Annotated in this window: 27 protein-coding genes; all 27 read left to right on the top strand. The window is 30.5% G+C overall.

The genetic code is table 11. The annotated features are described in order from the left end of the window. Positions 1-25: 25 nt before the first annotated feature. Positions 26-457, top strand: coding sequence for a division/cell wall cluster transcriptional repressor MraZ (gene mraZ / locus KQI42_RS09195; RefSeq protein ID WP_216519083.1), 432 nt, complete (start codon positions 26-28; stop codon positions 455-457). Between the two features lie 17 nt (positions 458-474). After that, a complete protein-coding gene (gene rsmH / locus KQI42_RS09190; protein WP_216519081.1) occupies positions 475-1,407 on the top strand; it encodes a 16S rRNA (cytosine(1402)-N(4))-methyltransferase RsmH in 933 nt (310 codons plus the stop codon). A gap of 20 nt (positions 1,408-1,427) precedes the next feature. Further along, positions 1,428-1,904 carry a cell division protein FtsL gene (ftsL, locus tag KQI42_RS09185; RefSeq protein ID WP_216519079.1) on the top strand — a complete coding sequence of 159 codons (477 nt, stop codon included), beginning with the start codon at positions 1,428-1,430 and terminating at the stop codon, positions 1,902-1,904. A 12-nt stretch (positions 1,905-1,916) separates the two neighbouring features. Next, complete coding sequence (locus KQI42_RS09180) at positions 1,917-4,085, top strand: stage V sporulation protein D (RefSeq protein ID WP_216519077.1); 2,169 nt, start codon at positions 1,917-1,919, stop codon at positions 4,083-4,085. A gap of 74 nt (positions 4,086-4,159) precedes the next feature. Next, entirely contained in the window at positions 4,160-5,626 is a 1,467-nt protein-coding gene (locus tag KQI42_RS09175; protein ID WP_216519075.1) for a UDP-N-acetylmuramoyl-L-alanyl-D-glutamate--2,6-diaminopimelate ligase, read from the top strand. Between the two features lie 29 nt (positions 5,627-5,655). Then, positions 5,656-6,621 (top strand): phospho-N-acetylmuramoyl-pentapeptide-transferase, encoded by a 966-nt coding sequence (mraY, locus tag KQI42_RS09170; RefSeq protein WP_216519073.1) that lies wholly within the window; start codon positions 5,656-5,658, stop codon positions 6,619-6,621. Between the two features lie 18 nt (positions 6,622-6,639). Next, positions 6,640-8,001, top strand: a complete 1,362-nt coding sequence (gene murD, locus KQI42_RS09165; RefSeq protein ID WP_216519071.1) for a UDP-N-acetylmuramoyl-L-alanine--D-glutamate ligase — start codon at positions 6,640-6,642, stop codon at positions 7,999-8,001. A 1-nt stretch (position 8,002) separates the two neighbouring features. After that, on the top strand, positions 8,003-9,130 hold the full coding sequence (ftsW, locus tag KQI42_RS09160; protein ID WP_216519069.1) for a putative lipid II flippase FtsW: 1,128 nt from the start codon (positions 8,003-8,005) through the stop codon (positions 9,128-9,130). Between the two features lie 5 nt (positions 9,131-9,135). Beyond that, complete coding sequence (gene murG, locus KQI42_RS09155; protein ID WP_216519067.1) at positions 9,136-10,242, top strand: undecaprenyldiphospho-muramoylpentapeptide beta-N-acetylglucosaminyltransferase; 1,107 nt, start codon at positions 9,136-9,138, stop codon at positions 10,240-10,242. Positions 10,243-10,321: 79 nt separating this feature from the next. Beyond that, the gene (gene murA / locus KQI42_RS09150; protein ID WP_216519065.1) at positions 10,322-11,575 is read left to right on the top strand and encodes a UDP-N-acetylglucosamine 1-carboxyvinyltransferase; all 1,254 of its coding nucleotides are present in this window, start codon (positions 10,322-10,324) and stop codon (positions 11,573-11,575) included. A gap of 50 nt (positions 11,576-11,625) precedes the next feature. Further along, on the top strand, positions 11,626-12,375 hold the full coding sequence (locus tag KQI42_RS09145; protein WP_216519062.1) for a cell division protein FtsQ/DivIB: 750 nt from the start codon (positions 11,626-11,628) through the stop codon (positions 12,373-12,375). Positions 12,376-12,388: 13 nt separating this feature from the next. Beyond that, on the top strand, positions 12,389-13,120 hold the full coding sequence (locus tag KQI42_RS09140; RefSeq protein ID WP_216519060.1) for a DUF881 domain-containing protein: 732 nt from the start codon (positions 12,389-12,391) through the stop codon (positions 13,118-13,120). 16 nt (positions 13,121-13,136) lie between these two features. After that, positions 13,137-13,862 carry a DUF881 domain-containing protein gene (locus KQI42_RS09135; RefSeq protein ID WP_216519059.1) on the top strand — a complete coding sequence of 242 codons (726 nt, stop codon included), beginning with the start codon at positions 13,137-13,139 and terminating at the stop codon, positions 13,860-13,862. Further along, complete coding sequence (locus KQI42_RS09130; RefSeq protein WP_343231675.1) at positions 13,855-14,226, top strand: small basic family protein; 372 nt, start codon at positions 13,855-13,857, stop codon at positions 14,224-14,226. The genes KQI42_RS09135 and KQI42_RS09130 overlap by 8 nt, the downstream gene beginning before the upstream one ends. Before the next feature lie 53 nt (positions 14,227-14,279). Beyond that, the gene (gene ftsZ / locus KQI42_RS09125) at positions 14,280-15,380 is read left to right on the top strand and encodes a cell division protein FtsZ (protein ID WP_216519057.1); all 1,101 of its coding nucleotides are present in this window, start codon (positions 14,280-14,282) and stop codon (positions 15,378-15,380) included. 156 nt (positions 15,381-15,536) lie between these two features. Next, a complete protein-coding gene (spoIIGA, locus tag KQI42_RS09120) occupies positions 15,537-16,445 on the top strand; it encodes a sigma-E processing peptidase SpoIIGA (protein ID WP_216519055.1) in 909 nt (302 codons plus the stop codon). Next, positions 16,442-17,164: an RNA polymerase sporulation sigma factor SigE gene (gene sigE / locus KQI42_RS09115; RefSeq protein WP_281420391.1), complete on the top strand. Its 723-nt coding sequence runs from the start codon at positions 16,442-16,444 to the stop codon at positions 17,162-17,164. The genes spoIIGA and sigE overlap by 4 nt, the downstream gene beginning before the upstream one ends. A 143-nt stretch (positions 17,165-17,307) precedes the next feature. Next, entirely contained in the window at positions 17,308-18,081 is a 774-nt protein-coding gene (gene sigG / locus KQI42_RS09110) for an RNA polymerase sporulation sigma factor SigG (protein WP_216519053.1), read from the top strand. A 92-nt stretch (positions 18,082-18,173) separates the two neighbouring features. Then, positions 18,174-18,416: a YlmC/YmxH family sporulation protein gene (locus KQI42_RS09105; protein WP_216519051.1), complete on the top strand. Its 243-nt coding sequence runs from the start codon at positions 18,174-18,176 to the stop codon at positions 18,414-18,416. Positions 18,417-18,482: 66 nt separating this feature from the next. Then, positions 18,483-18,941, top strand: a complete 459-nt coding sequence (gene nrdR, locus KQI42_RS09100; RefSeq protein WP_216519049.1) for a transcriptional regulator NrdR — start codon at positions 18,483-18,485, stop codon at positions 18,939-18,941. A 15-nt stretch (positions 18,942-18,956) separates the two neighbouring features. Then, positions 18,957-19,727, top strand: coding sequence for a peptidoglycan editing factor PgeF (pgeF, locus tag KQI42_RS09095; protein WP_216519047.1), 771 nt, complete (start codon positions 18,957-18,959; stop codon positions 19,725-19,727). Continuing rightward, positions 19,717-20,424, top strand: coding sequence for a response regulator (locus tag KQI42_RS09090; RefSeq protein ID WP_216519045.1), 708 nt, complete (start codon positions 19,717-19,719; stop codon positions 20,422-20,424). The genes pgeF and KQI42_RS09090 overlap by 11 nt, the downstream gene beginning before the upstream one ends. A gap of 214 nt (positions 20,425-20,638) precedes the next feature. After that, the gene (locus tag KQI42_RS09085; protein ID WP_216519043.1) at positions 20,639-22,315 is read left to right on the top strand and encodes a sensor histidine kinase; all 1,677 of its coding nucleotides are present in this window, start codon (positions 20,639-20,641) and stop codon (positions 22,313-22,315) included. A 19-nt stretch (positions 22,316-22,334) separates the two neighbouring features. Then, positions 22,335-23,747: a sigma-54 interaction domain-containing protein gene (locus KQI42_RS09080; RefSeq protein WP_216519041.1), complete on the top strand. Its 1,413-nt coding sequence runs from the start codon at positions 22,335-22,337 to the stop codon at positions 23,745-23,747. Positions 23,748-23,943: 196 nt separating this feature from the next. Continuing rightward, on the top strand, positions 23,944-24,993 hold the full coding sequence (ord, locus tag KQI42_RS09075) for a 2,4-diaminopentanoate dehydrogenase (RefSeq protein ID WP_216519038.1): 1,050 nt from the start codon (positions 23,944-23,946) through the stop codon (positions 24,991-24,993). A gap of 52 nt (positions 24,994-25,045) precedes the next feature. Next, positions 25,046-25,351: a 2-amino-4-oxopentanoate thiolase subunit OrtA gene (gene ortA / locus KQI42_RS09070; RefSeq protein ID WP_216519036.1), complete on the top strand. Its 306-nt coding sequence runs from the start codon at positions 25,046-25,048 to the stop codon at positions 25,349-25,351. Between the two features lies 1 nt (position 25,352). Beyond that, complete coding sequence (ortB, locus tag KQI42_RS09065; RefSeq protein ID WP_216519034.1) at positions 25,353-26,771, top strand: 2-amino-4-oxopentanoate thiolase subunit OrtB; 1,419 nt, start codon at positions 25,353-25,355, stop codon at positions 26,769-26,771. The last annotated feature ends 5 nt before the right edge of the window (positions 26,772-26,776 follow it).

Here is a 26,776-nt window from a genome sequence, read left to right as displayed (position 1 = left end):
TATACAGAAAAGGTGAGTGAGTGGTATGTTTATTGGCGAATACCAACATACTTTAGACGATAAAGGTAGAATAATAATGCCTTCTAAGTTTAGAGAAGACCTAGGAGATGGATTTATAATGACCAAAGGTCTTGATAACTGCCTTTTTGTATATCCCAGAAAAGAATGGCTTGTTTTAGAAGAAAAATTAAAAACTTTACCACTTACCAATAGAGATGCAAGAGCCTTTATTAGATTTTTCTTTTCTGGCGCTACTGAATGTATATTAGATAAACAAGGAAGAGTACTAATTCCAGCTAATCTTCGTGAACATTCTAAGTTAGATAAGGATGCAGTCATAATTGGAGTGTCAACAAGAATTGAATTATGGAGTAAGGAAGAATGGGATACTTATAATGACGATGATAACTTAAGCTATGATAGTATTGCAGAAAAAATGGCTGAGCTTGGGATTTAGATTGGGGGAATATTACAGTGAACTTTGAACATACATCTGTATTACTTCATGAAGTAATATCAGGATTAGATATTAAAAAGGATGGAATTTATGTTGATGGAACTTTAGGTGGTGCAGGTCATTCTTCCCATATAGTTAAAAGACTAGATAATGGGAAATTAATAGGCATAGATCAAGATTTAAATGCCTTAAAGAAAGCAGAAGAAGTTCTATCATTACATAAAGACAAGGTATTATTAGTCCATAGTAACTATGAGAATATTGAGGAAGTTTTACGAAAATTAAATATTGAAAAAGTTGATGGGATCTTACTTGACCTAGGAGTGTCTTCTCATCAACTTGATGAGGAGTCAAGAGGATTTTCACATAATAAAGATGCTCGTCTTGATATGCGAATGGATAGGACAAATCCTTTTTCAGCATGGGAAGTTGTGAATAAATACTCAGAAGAAGAATTGGAGAGGATTATATGGAACTATGGTGAAGAAAGATGGGCTAAAAGAATTGCTCAGTTTATTGTGGAGGAAAGAAAAATTTCTTCCATAGATACAACTTTTCAATTAGTTTCAGCAATAAAGAAAGCTATTCCTAAAAAAGTAAGAATGGAAGGACATCATCCTGCTAAGAAAACCTTCCAAGCTATTCGTATAGAAGTTAATAGAGAGTTGGAAGTTTTAAAGGAATCTATTCCTAAAATGTGTAGTCTTCTAAATAAAGGAGGACGATTAGCCATAATTACATTCCACTCTTTGGAAGATAGAATTGTAAAAGAAACTTTTAAAGAATTATACAAGGATTGTATTTGCCCTCCAAATATACCAATATGTATGTGTAATAAGAAAAGAGAGATAGAAATTATTACTAGAAAGCCAATTATTCCTACAGAAAATGAAATCAAAATGAATCCTAGATCAAGGAGTGCAAAGCTTAGGATAGCTGAGAAACTTTAAAGTTCTAAATTTTGGGAGGAGTGAATAAAGTGTTAGTAGCTAAAAGTGAGTTGAGTTATTACCCAGAAGAAATTTTAGAGGTTAGTGAGAAAAAAACAAAATCCTTAAAAAATAGGAAAGTGGCTAAAAAGAAAAAGAATAATAGTAATATTAAATTATCTTTTATTGGTATTGCTACTATGTTTTTAATTCTTAGTTTGTCTATTTTATTTAGATATGCTAATATAACAAAAGTCAGATCAGAAATTACTCAATTAGAAAGAGAAAAAATCGAGTTAGAAAAAACCAAGCAAGATTTAATTGCAGAATTAGAAGGAATAAAAAGTTCGTCAAGAATAGAAGAAGATGCAATTTATAAGCTGGGCATGGACTATCCTTCAGAAGAACAGATTGTTTATTTAACTATAAATGAAGTTTCTACTGATATAGATGGAGATAAAGTTACTATAGTAAAGCAGTTAAAAAATATTATTAGCATGGTGTCAAGTTTGTTTTAGGAGGTTTTAGTTTTGGCCACACCTAGCAATTCATCAAAGAAAAGATTAATCTTCGTGTTTTTTGTAGTTTCACTTGTTGTATTATTATTAGTAGGTAGATTAGGATACTTACAAATAGTTAAAGGTGAAGAATTAAAGAAAGGCGCTTTAGAGCAATGGACAAAGGGAATTGACATTAAATCTAAAAGAGGAGTAATTTATGATAGAAACGGGAAAAAACTAGCTGTAAGTGTTAGTGCTTATACTGTTTGGGCAAGTCCTGCAGATATTAAAGATTCTCATGAAACAGCAAAAGCTGTGGCAAAAGTACTTAGTATGGATGAAGAATTGATCTACGAAAAAATTACGAAGAAACAAAGAGTAGAAAAAATTAAACAATGGATAACAAAGGAAGAGGCTGCTGAGTTAAGAAAATTAAAGTTATCTGGTATAGAAATTATTGATGATAATAAAAGGTTTTATCCTTATGGAAATTTTGCAAGTCATATTATAGGATTTACTGATATTGACAATAATGGACTATATGGAGTGGAAAAGACTTTTGATAAATATCTTTCTGGTACGCCTGGAAAATGGATTAAAACAACTGATGCAGGTGGAAGACAATTACCCTATGATGGGGAAAAAATATATGAGGCTTCAGACGGATTAAATGTTGTATTGACTATAGATGAAACTATACAGCATTTTGCAGAAAAAGCTGCACACGAAGCGCTGATAACAAACAAAGCTAAAAATGTAGCTATAATAGTTATGGAACCAAAGACTGGAGACATCCTAGCTATGACAACGAAACCAGATTATGACCCTAATACACCAAGGGAGCCTTTGGACGAAGAAACTAAAAAAGAGTGGGAGAATCTTCCTAACGAAGAATTAGAAAAAAGATGGTATGATATGTGGCGAAATTTTGTTATTAATGATGCCTATGAACCTGGATCTACTTTTAAAATTATTACAGCGGCAGCAGCTATAGAAGAGAATATAGTAAATCCAAATACTCAATTCTATTGTAACGGCTTCGTTAGAGATATACCTGGTGGAATATTGAAATGTTCACGATGGTACAATCCTCATGGACCTCAAACTTTTACAGAGGGAATGAATAATTCTTGTAACGTTGTTTTTGTAGATGTTGGAAGAAAATTAGGAAAAGAAAATCTCTATAAATATATTAAAGGTTTTGGATTTGGAGAAAATACAGATATAGATCTTACTGGTGAGCAAGGAGGAATAATCCCTTATAATACAGATATCATAAAAGAAATAAATCTTGCTACTATGTCTTATGGTCATGGTGTAGCAGTTACACCTATACAGCTAATAAATGCAGTTTCAGCTCTTGCTAATGGAGGAAATTTAATGAAGCCAAGATTGGTGAAAGAACTAATAGATGATGAAGGTAATGTAGTGTTTAATTTTGAACCAGAAGTTAGAAAAAAGGTTATATCTGAATCTACGTCAAAAACTATGCTAAAAATGCTTGAATCTGTAGTTTCTGAAGGTTCAGGAACAAAATCTTATATTCCTGGATTTAGGGTAGGGGGTAAGACAGGAACTGCACAAAAAATTATTGATGGTAAATATGCACCAGGAAAGTATATTGCATCTTTTACTGCAGTGGCACCAGTTGATGATCCACAAATAGCTATTTTAGTTATTGTAGATGAGCCTAGTGCTGGTCAATATTATGGAGGTGTTATAGCGGCACCTGCTGCTAAAGGTGTAATAGAAGAAACTTTAAATTATTTAGAGGTTACTCCTCAATTCACTGAGAAAGAAAAATCTATGATTGAAGAAACAGTAGTAGTTCCAGATATAGTCAATAAAAAAATTGGAGAAGCAGGAAAAATATTAACAGACTTAGGATTTAAGTATACAACAGAATATTTTGATCTTACCTCTGAATCCACTATTATTGATCAGTTTCCATTACCTGGGACTAAAGTTCAAAAAGGTTCTATTGTAGACTTATATTTAAATGAAGAACAATCAAATAAGATCACAATGCCAGATTTAACGGGAAATACTAAAGAAGAAGTAATAAAAAAATTAGATAAGTTAAATTTAAAATACGACCTTAAAGGTAATGGTATAGTGAAGAAGCAAAATCCAGCGCCAGGTGAAATAATAGACGAAGGAAGAAATGTTGAAGTTGAATTTTCAGATGTAAAAGAGTAATATGATTAGGGGCGACTTTGTTTAAGTTGCCTTTTAATTAATTATATAAGGATAAATGAAAGTAGGTGGGGAAAATGGACATTAGGTCTATAGTGAAAGATTATCCTGTTAGTTTACTTAAGGGAAGCTTGGATGTAGAAGTAACTGGAATTCAGCATGATTCACGAAAGATAGAAAAAGGAAATCTTTTTATAGCACAAAGAGGATTTACAGTAGATGGACATCATTACATTGAAAAAGCTATTGAAAATGGTGCTAAGGCAGTAATTTTGGAAGAGGAGATAAATTTAGACATAGATAAAGATATTACATTTATTAAAGTCGAGGATTCAACAGATGCTTTAGCAAAGTTTGCTGCAAATTTTTATGAAGAACCATCAAATGAAATTGGGTTAATTGGTATTACCGGTACAAATGGAAAAACTTCAACAACGTATTTTATTAAAAGTATATTAGAAGAAAATAATGTAAAAACAGGAATTTTAGGTACAATTGGTGCTATAATAGATAATGAAGTAATTAAATTGGAAAATACAACTCCTGATTCTTTAACAATAGAAGAAAATTTGAGAAAAATGGTTAATGCAGATACAAAGAAATGTGTTATGGAAGTTTCTTCTCATGCACTTGAATTAAAGAGAGTAGAGTATACAGAATTTGAAGTGGGAATTTTTACAAATTTAACTAAGGATCATTTAGATTATCATGAAACAATGGAAAATTATTTTAATAGCAAATTAAAACTATTTTTTAAAACTAAGAAATATAATATTATCAATATAGATGATGACTATGGTAAAAAAATAGTTTCTCAAACAGCTAATAGAGTACCTTTGATTACTTTCGGTATTAAAGAAAAAGCGGATATATATGCAACAATGATATCTTTTAGTTTAGATAAAGTAAGTTTTATACTAAATACCCCCAATGGAAGTACTCCAATTTTATTAAATGTACCAGGAGAATTTAGTATTTACAACGCATTAGCTGCTGCTAGTTGCGCATTTGCTTATGGGATAGACCTAAGTATTATAAAAAAAGGATTAGAAGCTGTTTCTGGAATAAAAGGCAGGTTCGAAGTAGTGCCTACTAATAAGGACTTTACTGTTATTATAGATTTCGCTCATACTGCTGATGGTCTTGAAAAGGTTCTTACTGTAATAGATCAGTTTGCAGAAGGTAGGAAAATCGTATTATTTGGTGCAGGTGGAAATAGAGATAAGACTAAAAGACCTATTATGGGTGAAACTGTGGCTAAGCATGCTGATTTTTGTATTGTTACATCGGATAATCCTAGACATGAAAAACCAGAAAAGATTATTGATGATGTAGTAGAGGGAGTAAAAAGAGCAAAGGGCAACTATGTTCAAATAGTGGATAGAAGGGAAGCCATAAAATATGCACTAGATAATGCTAAGCCAAAGGATATTATTTTACTGGCAGGAAAAGGTCATGAAACTTATACTATTATTGGCGATGAAGTGTTGCCTTTCGATGAAAGACAAATTGTACTAGACATATTAAAAGATAAAGAAATATAATTGCATAGATACGGGAGAGGAGAAAATAAATGATTGATTATATAGATATAATTAGAACTATTTGTATTTCATTTTTTATAACTCTTATTCTTGGTCCTATTATTATACCGATGTTAAGAAGGTTGAAGATTGGACAGAATGTTAGAGAAGAGGGACCTAAAACCCATTTGAAAAAAAATGGTACTCCTACTATGGGAGGTATAATCATTTTTATAGCTTTACTTATTACAGTTTTAACTTCAGGTATGTTGAATACAGATATGTATATTTTACTTATAGCAACTTTTGGTTTTGGTCTAATAGGCTTTATAGATGATTATGTAAAAATAGTAAAGAAAAGATCCTTAGGGCTTAAGCCTTATCAAAAACTTATAGGTCAAATACTACTAGCTACTATGTTAGCTATATATCAATCTCATACATCTATGCTGGGTACTAAATTAATAGTTCCTTTCTTAAGAAATCGATATCTAGATTTAGGGATTTTATATGTGCCTTTTATCGCATTTGTTGTAGTTGGAACTGTTAATAGTGTTAATTTAACAGACGGTTTAGACGGATTAGCGTCAGGTGTTACATTAATAGTATTATCCTTTTTTGGATTAGTATCTTTGAACTGGGGTATGGGTAGTATATCTATATTTTCAGTTGCGCTAACAGGAGCTTGTCTTGGATTTCTAATATTTAATGCTTATCCGGCTAAAGTGTTTATGGGAGATACAGGATCTATGGCTTTGGGAGGAGCAGTTTCTGCCATAGCAATACTCTTAAATTTGCCACTTATTATACCTATAGTTGGAGGAATTTATTTTGCAGAAGCTTTGTCTGTTATAATTCAAGTAACATCTTTTAGGCTTACGGGAAAAAGAGTATTTTTAATGAGTCCTCTCCACCATCATTATGAGCAAAAAGGCTGGAAAGAAACCAAAGTAGTAACAGTATTTTGGATCGCGACAGTTTTACTTTGTTTACTAGGTGTAATTAGTTTAAATTAATGAAAGTAAGGTGGTTTTATGTACTTAAAGGATAAGAGAGTCTTAATACTAGGGCTGGGGATTAGTGGAGTTTCAACAGTAAAAGCTCTTAATAAATTAGGATCAAAACTTATAATAAGCGATTCAAAATCTGAAGAAGAATTAAAAGACTTTTTAACTCAGATTAAAGATATTGATCTAGATAAATACTTAAATACTAATGATGTACCCTTAGAGGGAATAGACTTAATAATTAAAAGTCCAGGGATTCCCCCAACTGCTAATATAATAAAAAAAGCTAAAAGCAAAAATATAGAAGTTATTACAGATATAGAGTTAGCTTATAGAGTTTCCCCTACTAAGAATATAATCGCCATTACTGGAACAAATGGCAAGACAACTACTACAACTTTAGTAGGAAAATTTTTTAATAAAGCTAATTTTAATACCCACGTGGCTGGAAATATTGGTGTAGGGATTTTATGGGATATGGTTAATGCTAAAGAAGAAGATGTTTTTGTTATAGAAGTTAGCAGTTTTCAATTAGATAATACTATACAATTTAAACCTAAAGTAAGCTTAATTATAAACATTACACCTGACCATTTAAATTGGCATGGTTCCATTGAAAATTACGTAGATGCTAAGAAAAAGATATTTAAAAACCAAGATGAAAGTGATTTTGTAGTTCTTAACTATGATGATATTACTCTTAGAAATATGGGTGATGAAATTAATTCTAATGTTATCTGGTTTAGTGTTAATAATATTTTAGATAAAGGCGTTTATATTGAAGATGAATATATTGTTATTAAAGATGAAGAGAAAATCACCAAAGTACTACCTTATAAAGATATAAAAATGTTGGGAAAACATAATTTAGAAAATGCTTTAGGTAGTATAGGGATAGGATGGATAATGGGATTAGATGTTGAAATCATGGCAGAAGTGTTAAGAACTTTTCCTGGTGTGGAACACAGAATAGAATTTGTTTCATCCATAGATGGGATAAATTTCTATAATGATTCTAAAGGAACCAATCCTGATGCTAGTATTAAAGCTATAGAAGCTATAAATAGCCCTATTATACTAATCGCTGGTGGACTTGACAAAGGTTCCGATTTTGGTGAATATATTTCTTCTTTTAACGGTAAAGTAAAAGCTTTAATTTTATTAGGTCAAACCAAGGAAAAAATTAAATCTTCTGCCCTAGATAAAGGTTACAAAAATATATTTACAGTAGAAAGTATGGAAGAAGCAGTAAATCTAAGTTATGAACTAGGGGACAAAGGAGATAATGTACTTTTATCACCAGCTTGTGCAAGCTGGGATATGTATAAAAGCTTTGAGGATAGAGGAAAGGATTTTAAAAAAGTTGTTTATAGCTTAAAGGAGGAATAAGATGGCTAGAAAAAAAGCTGTTGCTAAGAAGAAGGCTGTTGATTTTACTCTGCTTTTAGCAACTATACTCCTTGTGTTTATAGGTATAATCATGGTCTTTAGTTCTAGTTGGCCTGAAGGTATGAAAGATTTTAATAATGGATACTTTTTTTTAAGAAAACAATTGATAGCTTCAGCTATTGGATTAGTAGGTCTTCTGTTTTTTATGAATTTTGATTATAGGGTGCTAAATAAGATGTCACGTCTTATTTACGGTTTGTCGGCTCTTTCGGGTCTACTAATATTTTCACCTTTAGGAGTGTCTTTAAAAGGTGCTAGAAGATGGATTAACTTAGGTTTTACTACTTTTATGCCATCAGATGCTATAAAAATAGGATCTATAATATTCTTTGCATCCTTTCTTGCTAAAAAGAAAGATGATATAGCAACCTTAAAAAAAGGAACAATACCAGCTTTGATCATTATTGGTTTCTCTTGTGGCTTAATATATATACAGAAAGATTTAGGAACTACTATAACTTTAGCTGGTACGTTGATGTGCATGTTTTTTATAGCAGGAATGAAAATGTCACATTTATTTAGTTTAATAATTGCTGCTTTTTTACTGCTAATAAAGGCTATTACAGGAGAAGAGCATGCTTACAGGAGAAGACGTATCACTGCATTTTTAGATCCTTTTGCTAATAAACTTGATGAAGGGTGGCAAGCTGTTCAATCTTTATACGCTCTAGGCTCAGGAGGATTGTTTGGTTTGGGATTAGGTAAGAGTAGACAAAAGTTTTTTTATATACCAGAGCCTTATAATGATTTCATTTTTTCTATTATAGGTGAAGAATTAGGATTTTTAGGTTCTCTTACAGTAATCATGTTGTTTCTACTTTTAGTATGGAGGGGAATTAGAATAGCTCTTAATATAGATGATTTATTCGGATGTTTGTTGGCTACAGGAATAGTTTCTTTAGTTGCAATACAATCTTTAATCCATATTGCTGTAGTTACTTCTTCTATACCTACTACAGGTATAACTTTACCATTTGTGAGTTATGGTGGTACATCTTTAATGTTTTATATGTCTGCTATAGGCATACTACTTAATATTTCAAGACATACAGATTTAGATAGGAGTTGAAGATTGTGAAATATCTAATTACAGGCGGAGGAACTGGCGGACATATTTATCCTGCATTAGCAATTGCTAATGAGATTAAAAAAAGACATAAAAATGCAGAAATATTATATGTAGGGACAGAGAAAGGTTTAGAGAAAGAACTAGTTCCTAAAGAAGGTTTTGCTTTTAAAACCATAAGAGTCAAAGGAATGCCTAGAAAGATTAATAAGGAAGCTTTTATAGCAATTAAAGAATTATTATGTGGAATAAACGATGCCAAAAAAATTATTAGAGATTTTAAACCCAATATAGTTATAGGAACTGGTGGATATGTATGCGGTCCTGTAGTTTATATGGCTAGTAAGAGGGAAATTCCAACTTTAATTCATGAACAAAATGCTTTTCCTGGAGTTACAAATAAAATACTATCTAGGTATGTCAATAAAGTAGCAGTTACTTTTGATGAATCAAAAAAGTATTTTAAGTACCCAGATAGGGTAACAAATACTGGGAATCCTATTCGTAGTGAAATTCTTAAGATTAATAAAGAAGAAGCTTATAAAGCTTTGAATATAAACAAGAGTCTTCCTTTTATATTATCCTTTGGTGGCAGTGGTGGGCAGAGGAAATTAAATGAAGCAATGTACTATATGATTAAAGAAGAATTTATAAATAAGGATATTCAAATAATTCATGTTACTGGAAAAAGATTCTATGATGACTTTATGAAAAGACTTTCTAAAGAAGGAATTTCTTTAAATAATAACATAAGAGTTTTACCCTATTTTTATGATATACCTAAAGGTATAAATTTAGCTGATTTAGTTATAACTAGTTCAGGAGCCATAACTTTAGCTGAAATTTCAGCAGTTGGAGTACCAAGTATATTAATTCCAAAAAGTTATACAGCGGAAAATCATCAAGAATATAATGCTAGAGCTTTTGAAGAAAAAGGGGCTAGTATTGTAATGTTAGAGAATGATTTAAGTGGTAAGGAACTAAGTCATATAATCAACGAAGTCCTACAGGACAAAAATAGATTATCCGATATGGCTGCTAATAGTAAAAGGTTGGGAAAAATAGATGCGGCAGAAAGAATTGTTAATTTAATAGATGAATTAACAGGGAAATAAAAAATTGTCACACCCTCTTATAATATGCATAGTATGATGATATATACATGAGTTGGTGCATATTTTGGAGGTGCAAAAAATGGGGAAATTTATTGTAAATGGTGGCAATAAATTATCGGGAGAAGTTTCTGTTTTTGGTGCTAAAAATTCTGTATTACCAATACTAGCTTCAACAGTTATTAGTGGTAATAAGAGCACAATATTAAATATTCCGGACCTAAGAGATGTTGAAATTATGGAAAAGATATTAACTTCCCTAGGATGTTCTGTAGAAAGGATAGATAAGATAATTTGGGTTGATTCAAAACCTATAAATCAAATAAAAATACCAGAAGAGCTAGTTAGAGAAATGAGATCTTCAATTATTTTAATGGGAGCTATGCTAGCTCGGTGTGGAGAAGTAATCGTCAGTTATCCAGGAGGATGTGAAATAGGACCGAGACCAATCGACTTACATCTAAAAGCTTTAAAAGAATTAGGAGCAGAAATAGAAGAGTCTCATGGATTTTTACATTGCAAGACTAACGGATTGAAAGGATGTGATATACAGCTAGATTATCCTAGTGTAGGTGCTACAGAGAATACCATATTGGCAGCAGTAACTGCAGAGGGAACTACTATTATAAGAAATGCAGCTAGGGAGCCAGAAATAATAGATTTACAATATTATTTAAACAAGGCTGGTGCAAAAGTTTCTGGAGCAGGTACTAGTGTCGTTACTATTGAAGGAGTTAAGAACCTTCATGATGTTACTCATAATATTATCCCTGATAGAATTGTAGCAGGGACCTATATGGCTGCGGCAGCCATAACAGAAGGTGAGGTTATCATAAAAAATGTAATTATTGATCATTTACAAGCCATAATCGCTAAGTTGAAAGAAGCTGGAGCTCTAATTTATTATGATAATAACTCTATAAAAGTAGTTGGACCTAAAAAGATTAATTCTATTGAAATGTTGCAGACTTTACCTTACCCAGGGTTTCCGACAGATATGCAGGCACAGATGATGGCCTTATTATCAATAGCTAGTGGAACCAGTATTATAACTGAAACTATTTTTGAAAATAGGTTTAAACATGCTGAAGAATTAGCTAGAATGGGGGCCAAAATAAAAACTTTTGGAAAAGTTGCTGTAATTAAAGGCGTTAAAGAATTAACAGGAGCTAAAACTACGGCTAAAGATTTAAGAGGAGGAGCTGCTCTGGTTTTAGCAGGATTAGTAGCCAAAGGTACTACAGAAGTAGAGAATATTTACCACATCGAAAGAGGATATGAGAATTTACATTTAAGTTTGCAAGATATAGGAGCAGATATAAAGAAGATAGATTAGCAGCTTTTGCTGCTAGTTACTAGTATGGACAAGCGTTGAGGTGGCGTCTAATGAAAAAAAGGTCACGAGTCGAAAAAAAGTTAAGAAGAAGAAAAATGTTTTTTAGATTTGTTTTATTAATTTTTATATTTTCATTATTAATCATGTTAGCTTTTAAAACTACATTTTTTAATATTAATAATATTAAAGTTATAGGTAATAAGAAAATGACTTATGATAATTTAGTTAATGCTTCTTTAATTAAATCTGGGGAAAACATATTTAAAGTAAGTACAAGGACTGGAGAAAAAGCTTTAAAAAATTTACCATATATAAAAGAAGCAAAAATTAGACGAAAACTTCCGAAAACTATCATTATTGAAGTTGATGAACGTAAAGAAATTGCACTGATTAAAAATATTAGCACATTTTTATATATAGACATAGACGGTTACGTATTACAAGCTAAGAATAATAACGAAGATAAATTACCAATAATTGTTGGATTAAATATAGATAACTTAAAACCTAGTGACAATATTTATTCTCAGATTGAAAATAAAGAAATAATTGATCTGATAACTGTAAGCAATTCATTGAAAATATTACCCGAAATAGAAACAATTGACATGACAGATAATAACAATATTAATATTACATTAAATAATGGTATTAGTGTTGCCTTTGGTGGCATAGATAATGTAAAATATAAATTAAGTTTCCTATCAAAAATATTAAAGGATATTGAAGAAAAGGAAATTTCTTGTAAGATGATATTAATGAATAAAGGTGAAAACCCAATTATTATTACAGATAATTAATAGGGGGATTAGTATGAAAAATTTAAAGGAGCAAATGGCGTTAGCCCTAGTTTCAATTTTTCTTGGTCTTATTTTATCCATTCAATTTAAAACCATAAATAAGACTGTAGGCGAAGGGGTACTTCCTACTCAGAGAGCTCAACAGTTGGCAGTGGAATTAAAGAAGATACAAGGAGAAAGGGACTTACAGTTAAAAAGACTTGAAGAATTAGAGACTAAGATTAAGCAATACGAAAAAGGAGAAGCAGATAAAAATGTATATGCCGAGAACCTTTATAAGGATACTTTAAAGTATAGGATGCTAGCTGGATATGTGGATTTAGAAGGTCCAGGAATTACTTTAGAGATCAATGATCCACCAATAGATTTACAATTTGGTGAACAATATAGCCCTATAGTTGATGAACTTGATATAATACTTCAGATAGTCAGTATTTTAAATGCAGCTGAGGCAGAAGCTATATCAATAAATGATCAAAGATATACTTCTTATACAGAAATCGTTAGGGCAGGAGATCATATCGAGATTAATGGTGTATCTACAAATTCACCTATAGTCATTAAAGCAATAGGAGATCCGAGTACATTAGAATCGGCTTTAGCATTTAAAGGTGGTATAGTCTGGCAATTAGAAAACTATGATTATATTATTCATATAAATCAAGAAAAGAAAATAGTAATACCAAAATACAGAAAGATTAAAGAATTTATATATTCTAAGCCAATGGAAGATGGTGCTAATTAAAATATGAGGGATGCAAATGAAAAGTAAAAATCCAAAAATCATATTAATGTTGTTTAGTATATTAATTGGGGTGATTATGTCTACTCAAATGAAGTTAAAAGTTGAGAGTTATGCCCCAGTTACTTTAAGATCTATTCAAGTTGCTAAAAATGAAATAAACATGGTCAATGATGAAGTTACTAATATGAAAGAAATGATTAAAGTTAAGGAAGACGAATTAAAAATGTTAGAGAATATTGCTAAAGGTGATGATAGTATAATAGATATTTTATCACAAGAACTTAAAAGCAATAAGATTAAATCAGGACATACGGCTCTCGAAGGACCAGGCATAATTATAAAAATGTATGATAATGCAGAAAATCAAGTGATAGGTATGAATATTAACTATGATGTAATTCATGATGTGGATATATTAAATATATTAAATGATTTAACCGTAGCTGGAGCTGAAGCTATTAGTATTAATGGACAAAGAGTTTTATCAATATCTGAAATTAAGTGTGGTGGTCCAATAATTAAAGTTAATGGAAAAAGTCTAGGAACACCTTTTATAATAAAAGCAATAGGAGATCCTAAACTATTAAATGCTTCAATAAATGCACCTGGTACTTATGGCGATACACTGAAGAATGTTTATCAAATAGGAATTGAATCTACACTGGAAGACAAGATTTTAATTCCTGAATATTCAGGAAGATTTAACTTTAAGTATGCTAAACCACTAGGAGAGGGTGATTAAATTGTTTTTTGCACTTATGGGAATTTTAATTGGTGCTATAATAGGTTTTTTACTACCATTTACTTATAATACAACTTATTCGTTGTATATTTCTGTGGCAATTTTAGCATGTTTAGACTCGGTGTTTGGTGGAATAAAAGCTAATTTAGAAAAGAACTTTGATATTAATATATTTATATCAGGTTTTTTTGGAAATGCAATTTTAGCTGCATTTTTAGCATACATAGGAGATAGGTTAGGAGTTCCTTTATACTATGCAGCTATATTTACTTTTGGTGGCAGATTATTTGAAAATTTTGCAGCTATTAGACGATTATTATTATTTAAAAAAAGAACAAAGAAAGATGAATTAGATTTAAACTAAATTAATTTAAAAATTATAGCTTTAGCTACAATAAGATAAGGGGGTTTAAAAAAGTGTTTGATTTTGATGTGGATGTGGAACAATTTGCAAGGATAAAGGTTGTAGGTGTAGGTGGTGGAGGAAACAATGCTGTAAATAGAATGGTTGACTGTGGAGTAAGAGGTATTGACTTTATCGCTTTAAACACAGATAGACAAGCTTTATATTCATCAAGAGCAGAAATTAAACTTCAAATTGGAGAAAAGATTACTAGAGGTTTGGGAGCTGGTGCAAACCCAGATATTGGTGCTAAGGCTGCAGAAGAAAATAGAAGTGAAATAATGGATGCTATTAAAGGTGCTGATATGATCTTTATAACTGCTGGAATGGGGGGAGGAACAGGTACTGGTGCTGCCCCTGTAGTAGCTGAAATTGCAAAGGAACTAGGTATACTGACTGTAGGAGTTGTAACTAAACCTTTTACTTTTGAAGGAAAAAGAAGATTAGTTCATGCTGAAAGAGGAATTGAAGAATTAAAGAATAAAGTAGATACTTTGGTTACAATTCCAAATGATAGACTTCTCCAAGTAGCTGAAAAGAAGACTACAATGGTAGAGGCATTTATAATGGCTGATGAAGTGTTGAAACAAGGAATTCAAGGTATATCAGACTTAATAGCTGTACCAAATTTAATTAACTTAGACTTTGCTGACGTAAAAACTATTATGCATGATAGAGGGATAGCTCATATGGGTATAGGACAATCTTCTGGTGATAATAGAGCTACAGAAGCTGCCAAACAAGCTGTAAAAAGTCCATTGTTAGAAACATCAATTGAAGGGGCAAAAGCTGTTCTTTTAAATATTACTGGTGGAGCAGATTTAGGAATTTTTGAAGTTAATGAAGCTGCTGATTTAATAAGACAATCAGTTGATCAAGACGCAAATATTATTTTTGGAGCAGGAATTGATGAAAGTCTGAAAGATGAAATAAAAATAACTGTTATTGCGACAGGCTTTGACATAGAAAAGGCAGATAATCCCAAAACTAAAAGTCTAAAAGCTGGTCTTGATTCTCAACAAAAAGAAGGAGAAGAAGAAGTAGCAGCTAGTAAATCTGAGGTTGAAGATTTAGATATTCCTATATTCCTTAGAAGAAGAGATAAAAATAATTAAGAGAGAATGGTCAAAAAACGTATCTTATTGAAGAGATACGTTTTTTTTAATAATTAAATATTGACAAATTTTTTATAAAAAATAATTTATAATATACATAAAGTAATAATTATTTGAATAAGCTTCTAGTATAATATTTATAAAGGAGGTATTCTTTTGTACATATTTGCAGAATACCTATTAATAGAAAATGCAATTATTAACTATATTATATTATATGTTGCGAAAAGCATAACGAGAACGAAAACTACTAGATTAAGAATGTTATTAGCTGCTATTGTTGGTTCTATTTATACTTTAGTCTTTTTTTTCCCATCACTGCAATTTATGACTAAGTTTTCTATTAAATTTTGTTTATCTATCTTGATTATTATATTAGCTTTTAATCCAAATCGACTTAATCTATTTTTAAAACAGATATCTGCTTTTTATGTTGTCTCTTTTATTTTTGCTGGAGCTAGTATTGGTATTTATTTTATATCAAATAATACTCCGAATTCTATATTCAAATTGAATATAAAGGGATTTCCAGTAAAATATTTAATACTAGGAATAGTCGTAGCAACAATTCTTATTAAGAATATACTGAAGTACTACTTTGTTAAAGTAAATAAAGAAAATTATTTAACTAAAGTAACAGTAGCACTGAATCAAAAGAAAGCATACTTTACAGCTCTAATTGATACAGGTAATTCTTTAAAAGAACCAATAACTAAGACACCAGTTATAATTGCCGAATTTGAAGCTTTAGACTACATATTACCCTCAAATGTTATTGAAATGTATATGAATAATAGAGATAAAGATTTAGAACATATGGGAAAAATAATGGATGAGGTCAAAGATAAAATGGTGTTAAGACTCATTCCTTATAAATCCATTGGAAACACGAATGGAATGATAATTGGTTTTAAACCTGATTATGTTGTTATTTCTTTTAAAGATGGAAGGAAAGAAATAAATAAAGATATAATTGTAGGAATATATAATGAAAAGTTATCAACGGACCATCAATATAATGGTCTATTACATCCTGAAATATTAGGACAGGGGGAACAAATATGAGAATGTTGGATAAGATTAAGATTAAAGCTAAGTTATGCTTATATAAAATACTTAAAAAATTTAATCTTCTTGAAGGTATATATTATATTGGTAGTGGAGAAGTATTACCTCCACCTTTAAAACCAGAAGAAGAAGTTTATTTTTTGTCTAGATTGAAGTATGATGATTCGATAAAGAGTGTCTTAATTGAAAGAAATTTAAGGTTGGTAGTTTACATAGCTAGAAAGTTTGAAAACACTGGAATATCTATAGAAGATTTAATATCTATTGGTACTATTGGATTAATCAAGGCTGTAAATACTTTTGATCCAGATAAAAATATTAAGTTGGCTACCTATGCTTCTAAATGTATAGAAAATGAAATTTTAATGTATTTAAGAAGAACTAGCAAAACCAAAAATGAAGTATCTTTTGATGAACCATTGAATGTAGATTGGGATGGGAATGAACTTTTATTATCGGATATTTTGGGAACTGAAGGAGATGTGATTTTCAAATTTTTAGAAGAAGAAGTAGACAAAGAATTACTAAATCAAGCAATAAATAAATTATCTACTAGGGAAAAAACTATTGTAGAATTACGGTTTGGACTAGTTAATGGAAAAGAAAAAACGCAAAAAGAAGTTGCAGATTTACTAGGAATTTCTCAATCATATATATCTCGTTTAGAAAAAAGAATAATAAAAAGATTAAAAAAAGAAATGGTAAGACTTATGTAAAAAGTTCCTGTTGAAGTTCGCTTCAATGGGAACTTTTTTATTTAAAATGATTTTTAATACATAAGAATGAATGAATAAAAAAAGGATTAGAGGTAATAATTTTATTTGAAAGGGGCAATACATCATGAAAGGATGAAAATAGGATGCACACAAATAAGGTGGAAATTTGTGGAGTTAATACTGCAAAATTACCTGTTTTAACTAATGATCAAATGCAAGAATTATTTATAAAAATTAAAGCTGGAGATATGCAAGCGAGAGAGCAATTTATTCAAGGTAATTTAAGACTAGTATTAAGTATAATTCAACGGTTTAATAGAAGAGGTGAACACGTAGACGATTTATTTCAAGTAGGATGTATCGGATTAATAAAGGCTATAGATAATTTTGATTTGAGTCACAACGTTCGATTTTCTACTTATGCAGTGCCTATGATAATAGGAGAAATTAGAAGGTATCTTAGAGATAATAACTCCATTAGAGTAAGTAGATCCTTAAGAGATGTAGCCTATAAGGCTTTACAAGCTAGGGACCACTTAGTAAATAAAAATTTAAGAGAACCAACAATTAGTGAAATTGCAGAAGAATTGAATCTACCAAAGGAAGAAGTTGTATTTGCCCTAGATGCGATTCAAGAACCTATATCCTTATTTGAGCCCATATATCATGATAGTGGGGATGCTATTTTTGTAATGGATCAGGTTAAAGATGAAAAATCTGAAGATGAAGTATGGTTAAAAGGTATTGCACTTAGGGAAGCTTTAAGTAGATTAAATGATAGAGAAAAGTTAATTTTAAATTTAAGGTTTTATGAAGGAAAGACACAGATGGAAGTAGCAGAAGAAATAGGTATATCTCAAGCCCAAGTTTCTAGATTGGAGAAGAATGCTTTAAAGCAAATGAGAAAACTTGTATAAATAATAACCATTACCTCATAAACTCTATGCATATTTTAGCCCTATTATAAAATATACATATTAATATATAAATATAGGAAGAGGGTGAGGTAATGGTAAAATTATCTGATATGAGAGAAAAAGAAGTAATAAATGTAAACAATGGAGCTAAAATTGGACTTGTTTATGATTTTGAAATTGACTTAGAAAAAGGCAAAGTAATAGCTTTAGTTTTACCTGGTTCAGGAAAGATGTTAAGTTTTTTTGGAAAAAATAATGATTTAATTATTGAATGGGAAGATATAGTGAAAATTGGTACTGATGCAATATTAGTTGACTTAAATATAGAAGAATAACATATTAGACAATTATTAGCTCATATATTATAATTAAGGTGTAGAAACGCAGGAAGAGGTGAGAAAATGAGGTGTCCATATTGTGAGTATTTTGAGAGCAAAGTAGTAGATTCTAGGCCAACAGATGAAGGACAGGCTATAAGAAGAAGGAGAGAATGTATTAAGTGCTCAAAACGATTTACAACTTATGAAAAGATAGAAGAAATACCTTTAATCGTAGTTAAAAAAGATGGAAATAGACAGTCTTATGATAGAAATAAATTATTAAACGGTGTTATAAAAGCTTGTGAAAAAAGACCTGTTTCCATGAATACTATTGAAAATATTGCAGATGATATTGAGAAAACCTTATCTAACTCCTTAGAAAAAGAGGTAACAAGTCAGCAAATCGGTGAAATGGTTATGACTAAACTTAAAAACATTGATGAGGTTGCTTATGTAAGGTTTGCCTCTGTGTATAGACAATTTAAAGATTTAAATACCTTTATGGAAGAGTTAAAGAAAATGTTAGATGAAGGAAAATAAACTAGAGGTGAGATAATGGGCATATCATCAGTATATAGAAATGAAATTTTATATTATGAAATTGAAGAGTTGAAAAATACAAATTTGACAGAACATCTATTTTCAACGAGGATTGGATGGGAACAAGATAAGCTATTTTCTAATCTAAGTAAAATATTTAATGTATCCGAAGAGAAAATTTTTTCAACTAAACAGGTGCATGGGATAGACATTTTAATTATAGATAATGACAATATAAATTCTAGAGATTTATTAAAGGAAGAAATAGATGGAATTATTACAAATATTCCCGGAATAATATTGACCACCTATCATGCTGATTGTGTACCAATATATTTCTTAGATACAAATAAAAAAGTTATAGCTTTAGCTCATGCAGGATGGAAGGGAACATTAAATAATATTGGTGAAAATATTATAAAAAATATGATCAAATATTATAGCTCTGATCCTCAAGATATAATGGCAGTAATTGGTCCATCTATAGGTCCTTGTTGTTATGAGGTAGGAAAAGATGTGGAAGAATTATTTTTAGATAGATATCCAAATTATGATTCTATTTTAATCAAAAGGGGCAATAAAATTTATTTAGACTTGTGGAAAGTTAATAGGACAAATCTTGAAAATAGTGGAATTAAAAAAGAAAATATATACTCAACTACTACCTGTACAAGCTGTAATACTCATAGATTCTACTCCTATAGGAAAGAAAAAGGTATAAAAAATAGGATGATAGCTGCTATAATGCTTAAAGTAGATGAAAAGGAGTGTAGTAATGAATACTAAAATATTAGTAGTAGATGATGAGATACACATTGTAGAGCTAGTTAAATATAATCTAGAAAACCAAGGTTATAGTGTCAAAACTGCTTATGATGGTGAAGAAGCTTTAAATTTAATTTCTAAGGAAAGATTTGATCTGATAATTTTAGACTTAATGCTTCCATTAATAGATGGTCTAGAGGTCTGTAAAATACTAAAAAGAGATCAAAGTAAAGATATACCAATAATAATGTTGACAGCTAAAACTAGCGAAACAGATAAAGTATACGGTTTAGAGATTGGGGCTGATGACTATATTACTAAACCTTTTAGTATTAAAGAATTAACAGCAAGAGTAAAGGCTGTATTAAGGAGAAGTGGAGAAAAAAATAAGGATTTCAATGAAAAGATAATTGTTTTGGGAGATGTCAAAATAGATTTAGAAAAATATGAAGTGACTAGAGATGGTATACCTATAGAATTGACTTTAAAGGAATTTGAACTTTTAAGAATTTTATTAGAAAATAGTGGCAAAGTATTATCTAGGAATACACTTTTAGATATGGTCTGGGGCTATGATTATTACGGAGAAACTAGGACTGTGGATGTGCATATTAGAAATTTAAGAAAAAAAATAGAACAAGATGACAAAAACCCTCAATACATTGAAACTGTAAGAGGTGTAGGATATAAAATTAATAGAACTAACTATAATATTTAAGAAAATCCTATAAAAAATGAATTAATCGACTACTCTACATTTTCACTATAGAAAATTAGTTGCTTGACTTAATGAAAAGAGGTGAATAGAAACACCGTTGGCCTATGGTATAGCATTGTAGAGAGATGCTATTATGTACACTAATTAAAAGTATTAGTGTATGAATAAAATCTACAATGACTGTATAAGTCCGTAGATTTTATAGAGCTAAAACATGCGAAAGAGAATAACGATAACTTTTCTAATATTAGTCATTTCAAGCAGTATTATTACTGGTTTTGTATCTTTGAATTTTCAGAAAACCATTTATGTAAGAAATTTAGAAGAAAAGGTTGAATCAAATATACTTTTATTGAAAGATTTATTAGAAGAAAGAAGAACTTTTGATAAGAAAGAATTAGAAAATCTAGTTGATAATTATTCAAAGCTAATAGGTACTAAAATAATATTAACCTTAAAAGATGGGTCTCTAGTGTCTACTCACGATATGGGAATAGAAAATAATGCTAAACCTTTAGATATATTATTTACCAAAACTGTAGAAGTTAAAAGTCAATTTATTACTCATATAAATATGACAGTATATTCAAGAGATTTAAAAGAAGTAAATGATACTTTTGGTAAATATATGGTTATATCAATAGTAACTGGATTGTTAATAGCTTTTTTAATAGGTCTAAGGTATTTAGAACATGCAACCAAACCTTATAAGGATATTACTAAAGCTACTCAGAGTATCATTAAAGGAAAATATGATGAAAAGATTGACTTCTATGGCGATAAAGATATGGACAATTTAGTTCAAAATTTTAATCTAATGGGTACTAAACTTCAAGATACAATAAAAGAATTGCAAGGAGCTAATACAAAGTTAGAAGCGACTTTAACCAGTATAGATAATGGTGTAATTGCTTTCGATAATAGTTTAAATGTAATTCTTATAAATCCTTTTGCCCAAAATATTTTAAATATTAAAGAAGATATTATGGGAAAAAACATTGATGAGATTTTGATAGAAGACAGATTTAAAGAGATTATCACTGAAGTCATAGCTCAAGGTTCTTTTTATAAACAGGAAGTAGAAATGACCTTGTCAAATCATAAGGTTATAAACTTGTACTCTAATTCAATCACTTCTACTAAAGATCCAACCAAAAAAATAGGAGTGGTTTTGATTATACAAGATATAAGTAAATTAAGAAAATTAGAGATGGTAAGGGCAGATTTTGTTGCCAATGTATCTCATGAATTAAAAACACCTTTAACTTCTTTAAAAGGATTTATTGAAACCCTAAAAGAAGGTGCTATAGAAGATAGAAATGTTGCGAATAAATTTTTAAATATTATGGATATAGAAGTAAATAGACTAAATGCTTTAACCAATGATTTATTGCTTCTATCCGAAGTGGAAAACAAGAAACATGATTTGTTAAAAGAGCTTATATACGTGGAAGAAGTTATAGATGAGGTATTTCAGATTTTAAATAGTAAAGCATTGAATAAAAGTATAACTTTAATAAAAGAGGTACGAAAAGGAACTTCTTTTATTAAAGGAAATTATAATTATTTTAAACAAATGATGATAAATCTTGTGGACAATGGAATCAAATATACTCCACCAGGAGGATTTGTTAAAGTCAAAGCCAAAAATGAAAGAGATAACTTACTAATAGAAGTAATAGATAATGGAGTAGGAGTAAGTAAAGAACATCAAGAAAGAATTTTCGAAAGGTTTTATAGAGTGGATAAGTCTAGATCTAGGCAAGTAGGAGGTACAGGTTTAGGTCTTGCTATAGTGAAACATATTGTATCAATTTTTAATGGAACCATCAAAGTTAGAAGCCAATTAGAAGAAGGAACTACTTTCATTATAAAAATACCATTAAATTAATAAACTAAGGATGGATAGCATGAAAAAATTGGATTTAAATGAAATCGTACTGCAAAATATTTTGCAGCATACAGACATTGGTATTCATGTCATAGATTATGAACGTCGAACAGTAATATATAACAAAGTAATGGCTAATCTCGAAGGATTAGAAGTTGACCAAGTAATGGAAAAAGATATATTAGAAATATTTCCAAGTTTAAATGAAGATACTTCTACTTTAATTAAGGTACTTCATACAGGAGAACCCATCTTAAATAGTACTCAAACCTATTTGAACTTTAAAGGACAGCGGATAACTACTATAAATTCTACTATTCCTCTTTTATTAAACCAACAGGTTGTAGGAGCTTTGGAAATTGCTAATAATGTAACCCATATTAAAAATTTATCTGATCAGTTAATTGATTTACAAAAAGAACTTAAATCTTCCAAAGTAAAGAATAAAGAAGATAAGAATAAGATAAGAAGATATACTTTTAATGATATTATCGGCGAAGATCCATCTATTTTAAGGTCTATTGAGATTGGAAAAAAGGCTAGTAATTCAGCTTCTAGTGTATTAATATATGGTGAAACTGGATCAGGAAAAGAGCTATTTGGTCAAAGTATACATTATCAAGGGTCTCGGAAGAACAAACCTTTTATTGCTCAGAATTGTGCTGCTATACCCGAATCTTTACTAGAGGGAATTTTATTTGGTACAGATAAAGGTGGCTTTACTGGTGCTGTAGAAAGAGAGGGCATATTTGAACAAGCAAATAGTGGTACTTTAATGCTGGATGAGATTAACTCTATGTCATTACCTTTACAAGCCAAACTTTTGAGGGTATTGCAAGAAGGCTATATAAGACGTGTTGGAGGAATTAAAGAAATACCCGTTGACGTAAAGATTATTGCTACTACTAATGAAGATCCTGTAGAAAGTCTTAAGAAGGGAACTATTAGAAGGGATCTTTATTATAGATTAAATGTAATATATATATATATACCACCTTTAAGGGAGCGGAAAAGCGATATACCAATTTTATGTAATCATTTCATAAAGAAATATAACCCTATACTGGGAAAAACAGTAGAGAGAATTTCTAATGACGTGATAAACTCATTTTTTGATTACTCTTGGCCAGGGAATGTCAGAGAGTTAGAGAATGTCATAGAAGGAGCCATGAACTTTATATCCTCTACAGATAAAATTTTAGAAAAAGATGACTTTATATCTTCACTTCATATAATAAAAGATAAACCTTTAACTAAAGCATCTATTTTTAATAATAAAAATCAGCCTTTACCTTTAATGTTAGAAGAGATGGAAAAAGATATAATATTAAATATTTTAATTAAAAATAATAATAATATATCTCAATCTGCGAAAGATTTAGGAATTAAAAGACAAACATTACAACATAAATTAAAGAAATATAATATGTAACGCAAAATTATTTGCAGATAGTGCAAATAATTTTGCGTTTTTTGAAGAGATTTTTCAAAACATTTAAGCAATAAGACTTAAATAATTATTAGAATACTGAAAATGAGTATGTTTAATAAAAAAATAGTAATATTAATAGAGTTGGCAGAGATATTGCATAATAAATATTTAAATATATTTTGGAGGTGTTTTTATTATGGAAAGAGAAAATGTTAAAGTTATAATTTGGGGTTTAGGTGCAATGGGAAAAGGAATTGCTGAGATGCTTCTTAACAAGAAAGGTGTAGACATAGTAGGAGCAGTGGTAAGAGGAGATAAAATAGGAAAGAGCATGTATAACTTCTTAGACATTGAAAGAGGAGATAGAGAAGATTTACTTACAGGATCCTACGAAGATGTTATTAAAGAAGGAGCTGCTGATATTGTAGTAATTGCTACTGATTCTTTTACAAGAGATTCATTTGATAAGATGAAATACTGTCTTGAAAGAAAAATCAATGTAGTATCAACTGCGGAAGAAATGGCTTATCCTCAAGCACAAGAGCCAGAGCTTGCTGAAGAGTTAGATAGAATAGCGAAGGAAAACGGTGTTACAGTTTTAGGCACTGGAATAAACCCGGGACTTATTATGGATTTACTTGTAATTACATTAACAGGTGCTTGTATTGATGTAGAAAGTATAAAAGCAGAAAGGATTAACAATCTTTCACCATTTGGACCAGCTGTAATGCATGGACAAGGAGTAGGAATAACTGTAGATGAATTTAACAGAAGAGTTAATGAAAACGATTTAGCAGGCCACGTTGGATTCCCAGAATCTATAACTATGATTTCTGATGCTTTAGGATGGAAATTAAGCGATGATATTAAACTTACGAGAGCTCCAATAGTATCTAATGTATATAGAAAAGCTCCTTATAAGGAAGTTCAACCTGGAGATGTTGCAGGATGTAATATGAAAGGGTTTGGATATGTAGATGGAGAACTAAAAATTGAAATGCTTCATCCACAACAAGTAGAACCACAATTAGAAGGTGGAACTACTGGAGATTATATTACAATTAAGGGAACACCTAATATTAATATGTCCATTACTCCAGAGGTACCAGGAGGAATTGGAACTATTGCTATGACTGTTAATATGATTCCAAATGTAATTAATGCAAGACCAGGATTAAAGACAATGATAGACTTACCAGTTCCAAGAGCAATAATGGGGGACATGAGAGATTTAATAGAAAGATAATATAAGGCCTAAGATATTAGGCCTCTATTTAGATAGAAAGGAAGGGATATAAATGAATGCTAAAAAAGGTGATTGGGTAAGAATTCATAATATAGTTTTAAAAGCAGGAGAAAGATCTCCTCATATTCCAGAGGATACACAAAATGTTCCTTTAGAAATGTGGGATAAAGGGTTTTTAATTAACGAAAGTGCTAATATAGGTGATACTGTAGAAGTAGAGACTTATATTGGAAGAAAAATCGAAGGTACTTTAATAGAGGTTAATCCATATTATAAACACGATTTTGGAAAATGTGTTCCAGAGCTACTGTATATTGGTCGTCAAGTAAGAGAATTAATAGCAAAGGATGGTGAATAAAATGACTAGGGATATGAGTTTTGAAGCTGTAATGGCTAGAAAAGGCGAAATAATGAAAAAAGCTATAGGAATAGACTATGAAATATTTGAGTCTGGTAGTGTTGCTTTTGATTATGAAAGAATGATGAAAGAAACAGGATATAGTCTACAAGAAATTGAAAGAATACAGAGAGAAACTGGAGTAGGAAATACCCCTGTACTTGAACTTAGAAATTTAACTAAACTTGCAAGAAAATTTGCACCAAAAGGAAAAGGGGCTAGAATATTTATAAAAGATGAAGCAGGTAATCCATCGGGTAGCTTTAAGGCTAGAAGAGCTGCTACCAGCTGTTACCATGCTGAGAGATTAGGATATAAGGGAGTTATTGCTGCTACTAGTGGAAATTATGGTGCCGCAGTAGCTTCACAAGCTGCTATGAGAGGACTTAAATGTATAATAGTACAAGAATGTTATGATTCTAGAGGAATAGGACAGCCAGAAATTATAGAAAAAGCTAGAGCATGTGAAGCTTATGGGGCTGAAGTAGTTCAATTATCTGTAGGACCAGAGTTATTTTATACTTTCTTAATAATGTTAGAAGAAACAGGATATTTTAATGCTTCTTTATATACTCCTTTTGGAATTGCTGGAGTTGAAACTTTAGGTTATGAATTATCTATGGAATTTAGAGAAAGAGAAGGTAAGGATCCAGATGTGGTAGTTGTTACTAATGCAGGTGGTGGAAACTTAACTGGAACAGCTAGAGGTTTAATTAAGGCAGGTGCTACTGATACTGAAATTGTTGGAGCTAGTGTTAGCTTACAAGGATTACACATGGCTAGTGATACTCAGTTTAATAAAAAATCCTTTACCACAGGTCATACTGGCTTTGGGATACCTTTTGCTACTTGGCCAGATAGATCAGACGTTCCAAGGTCTGCTGCAAGACCATTAAGATATATAGATAGATATGTAACTATGAATCAAGGCTCTGTGTTCTATATGACAGAAGTATTAGCTCAACTTGAAGGATTAGAAAGAGGACCTGCTGGAAACACTTCTTTAGTTGCAGCTTTTAAACTTGCTCAAGAAATGGATGAGGATCAAATCATAGTAGTTCAAGAAACAGAATATACTGGTGCAGGAAAGCATATACAACCTCAATTAACTTTTGCAAAGGAAAATGGTATTGAAATATTAATTGGTGATCCTGCGCAAGAAATACCAGGAAAAAATATTATCCTTCCTAAGGATCCAAGCTATATAAAAATTGAAGAATTAGAATTAGATAAAACGAGAAGATCTTATATAAGAAATTGTATTGAAAATCTTAAGGTTGAAAAGGTTACTAAAGAAGACATGAATTTCCTAGTTGAAGACACAAAATCTAATTTGGATTTTGTTAAACAAATCCTTGATGAACTAGGAGTAGGATATTAATAGGA

The sequence above is a fragment of the Tissierella simiarum genome, from assembly GCF_018917865.1.
GTDB lineage: Bacteria > Bacillota > Clostridia > Tissierellales > Tissierellaceae > Tissierella_C > Tissierella_C simiarum.
Note: the sequence above shows the minus strand (reverse complement) of the source record. Positions and strands in the feature narration are given on the sequence as shown.

Coding starts and splice junctions, on each gene's coding strand:
- mraZ (WP_216519083.1), top strand. CDS start 26: ATGTTTATTGGCGAATACCAACATACTTTAGACGATAAAGGTAGAATA.
- KQI42_RS09175 (WP_216519075.1), top strand. CDS start 4,160: ATGGACATTAGGTCTATAGTGAAAGATTATCCTGTTAGTTTACTTAAG.
- mraY (WP_216519073.1), top strand. CDS start 5,656: ATGATTGATTATATAGATATAATTAGAACTATTTGTATTTCATTTTTT.
- murD (WP_216519071.1), top strand. CDS start 6,640: ATGTACTTAAAGGATAAGAGAGTCTTAATACTAGGGCTGGGGATTAGT.
- ftsW (WP_216519069.1), top strand. CDS start 8,003: ATGGCTAGAAAAAAAGCTGTTGCTAAGAAGAAGGCTGTTGATTTTACT.
- murA (WP_216519065.1), top strand. CDS start 10,322: ATGGGGAAATTTATTGTAAATGGTGGCAATAAATTATCGGGAGAAGTT.
- KQI42_RS09145 (WP_216519062.1), top strand. CDS start 11,626: ATGAAAAAAAGGTCACGAGTCGAAAAAAAGTTAAGAAGAAGAAAAATG.
- KQI42_RS09140 (WP_216519060.1), top strand. CDS start 12,389: ATGAAAAATTTAAAGGAGCAAATGGCGTTAGCCCTAGTTTCAATTTTT.
- KQI42_RS09135 (WP_216519059.1), top strand. CDS start 13,137: ATGAAAAGTAAAAATCCAAAAATCATATTAATGTTGTTTAGTATATTA.
- sigE (WP_281420391.1), top strand. CDS start 16,442: ATGAGAATGTTGGATAAGATTAAGATTAAAGCTAAGTTATGCTTATAT.
- sigG (WP_216519053.1), top strand. CDS start 17,308: ATGCACACAAATAAGGTGGAAATTTGTGGAGTTAATACTGCAAAATTA.
- KQI42_RS09105 (WP_216519051.1), top strand. CDS start 18,174: ATGGTAAAATTATCTGATATGAGAGAAAAAGAAGTAATAAATGTAAAC.
- nrdR (WP_216519049.1), top strand. CDS start 18,483: ATGAGGTGTCCATATTGTGAGTATTTTGAGAGCAAAGTAGTAGATTCT.
- pgeF (WP_216519047.1), top strand. CDS start 18,957: ATGGGCATATCATCAGTATATAGAAATGAAATTTTATATTATGAAATT.
- KQI42_RS09090 (WP_216519045.1), top strand. CDS start 19,717: ATGAATACTAAAATATTAGTAGTAGATGATGAGATACACATTGTAGAG.
- KQI42_RS09085 (WP_216519043.1), top strand. CDS start 20,639: ATGCGAAAGAGAATAACGATAACTTTTCTAATATTAGTCATTTCAAGC.
- KQI42_RS09080 (WP_216519041.1), top strand. CDS start 22,335: ATGAAAAAATTGGATTTAAATGAAATCGTACTGCAAAATATTTTGCAG.
- ord (WP_216519038.1), top strand. CDS start 23,944: ATGGAAAGAGAAAATGTTAAAGTTATAATTTGGGGTTTAGGTGCAATG.
- ortA (WP_216519036.1), top strand. CDS start 25,046: ATGAATGCTAAAAAAGGTGATTGGGTAAGAATTCATAATATAGTTTTA.
- ortB (WP_216519034.1), top strand. CDS start 25,353: ATGACTAGGGATATGAGTTTTGAAGCTGTAATGGCTAGAAAAGGCGAA.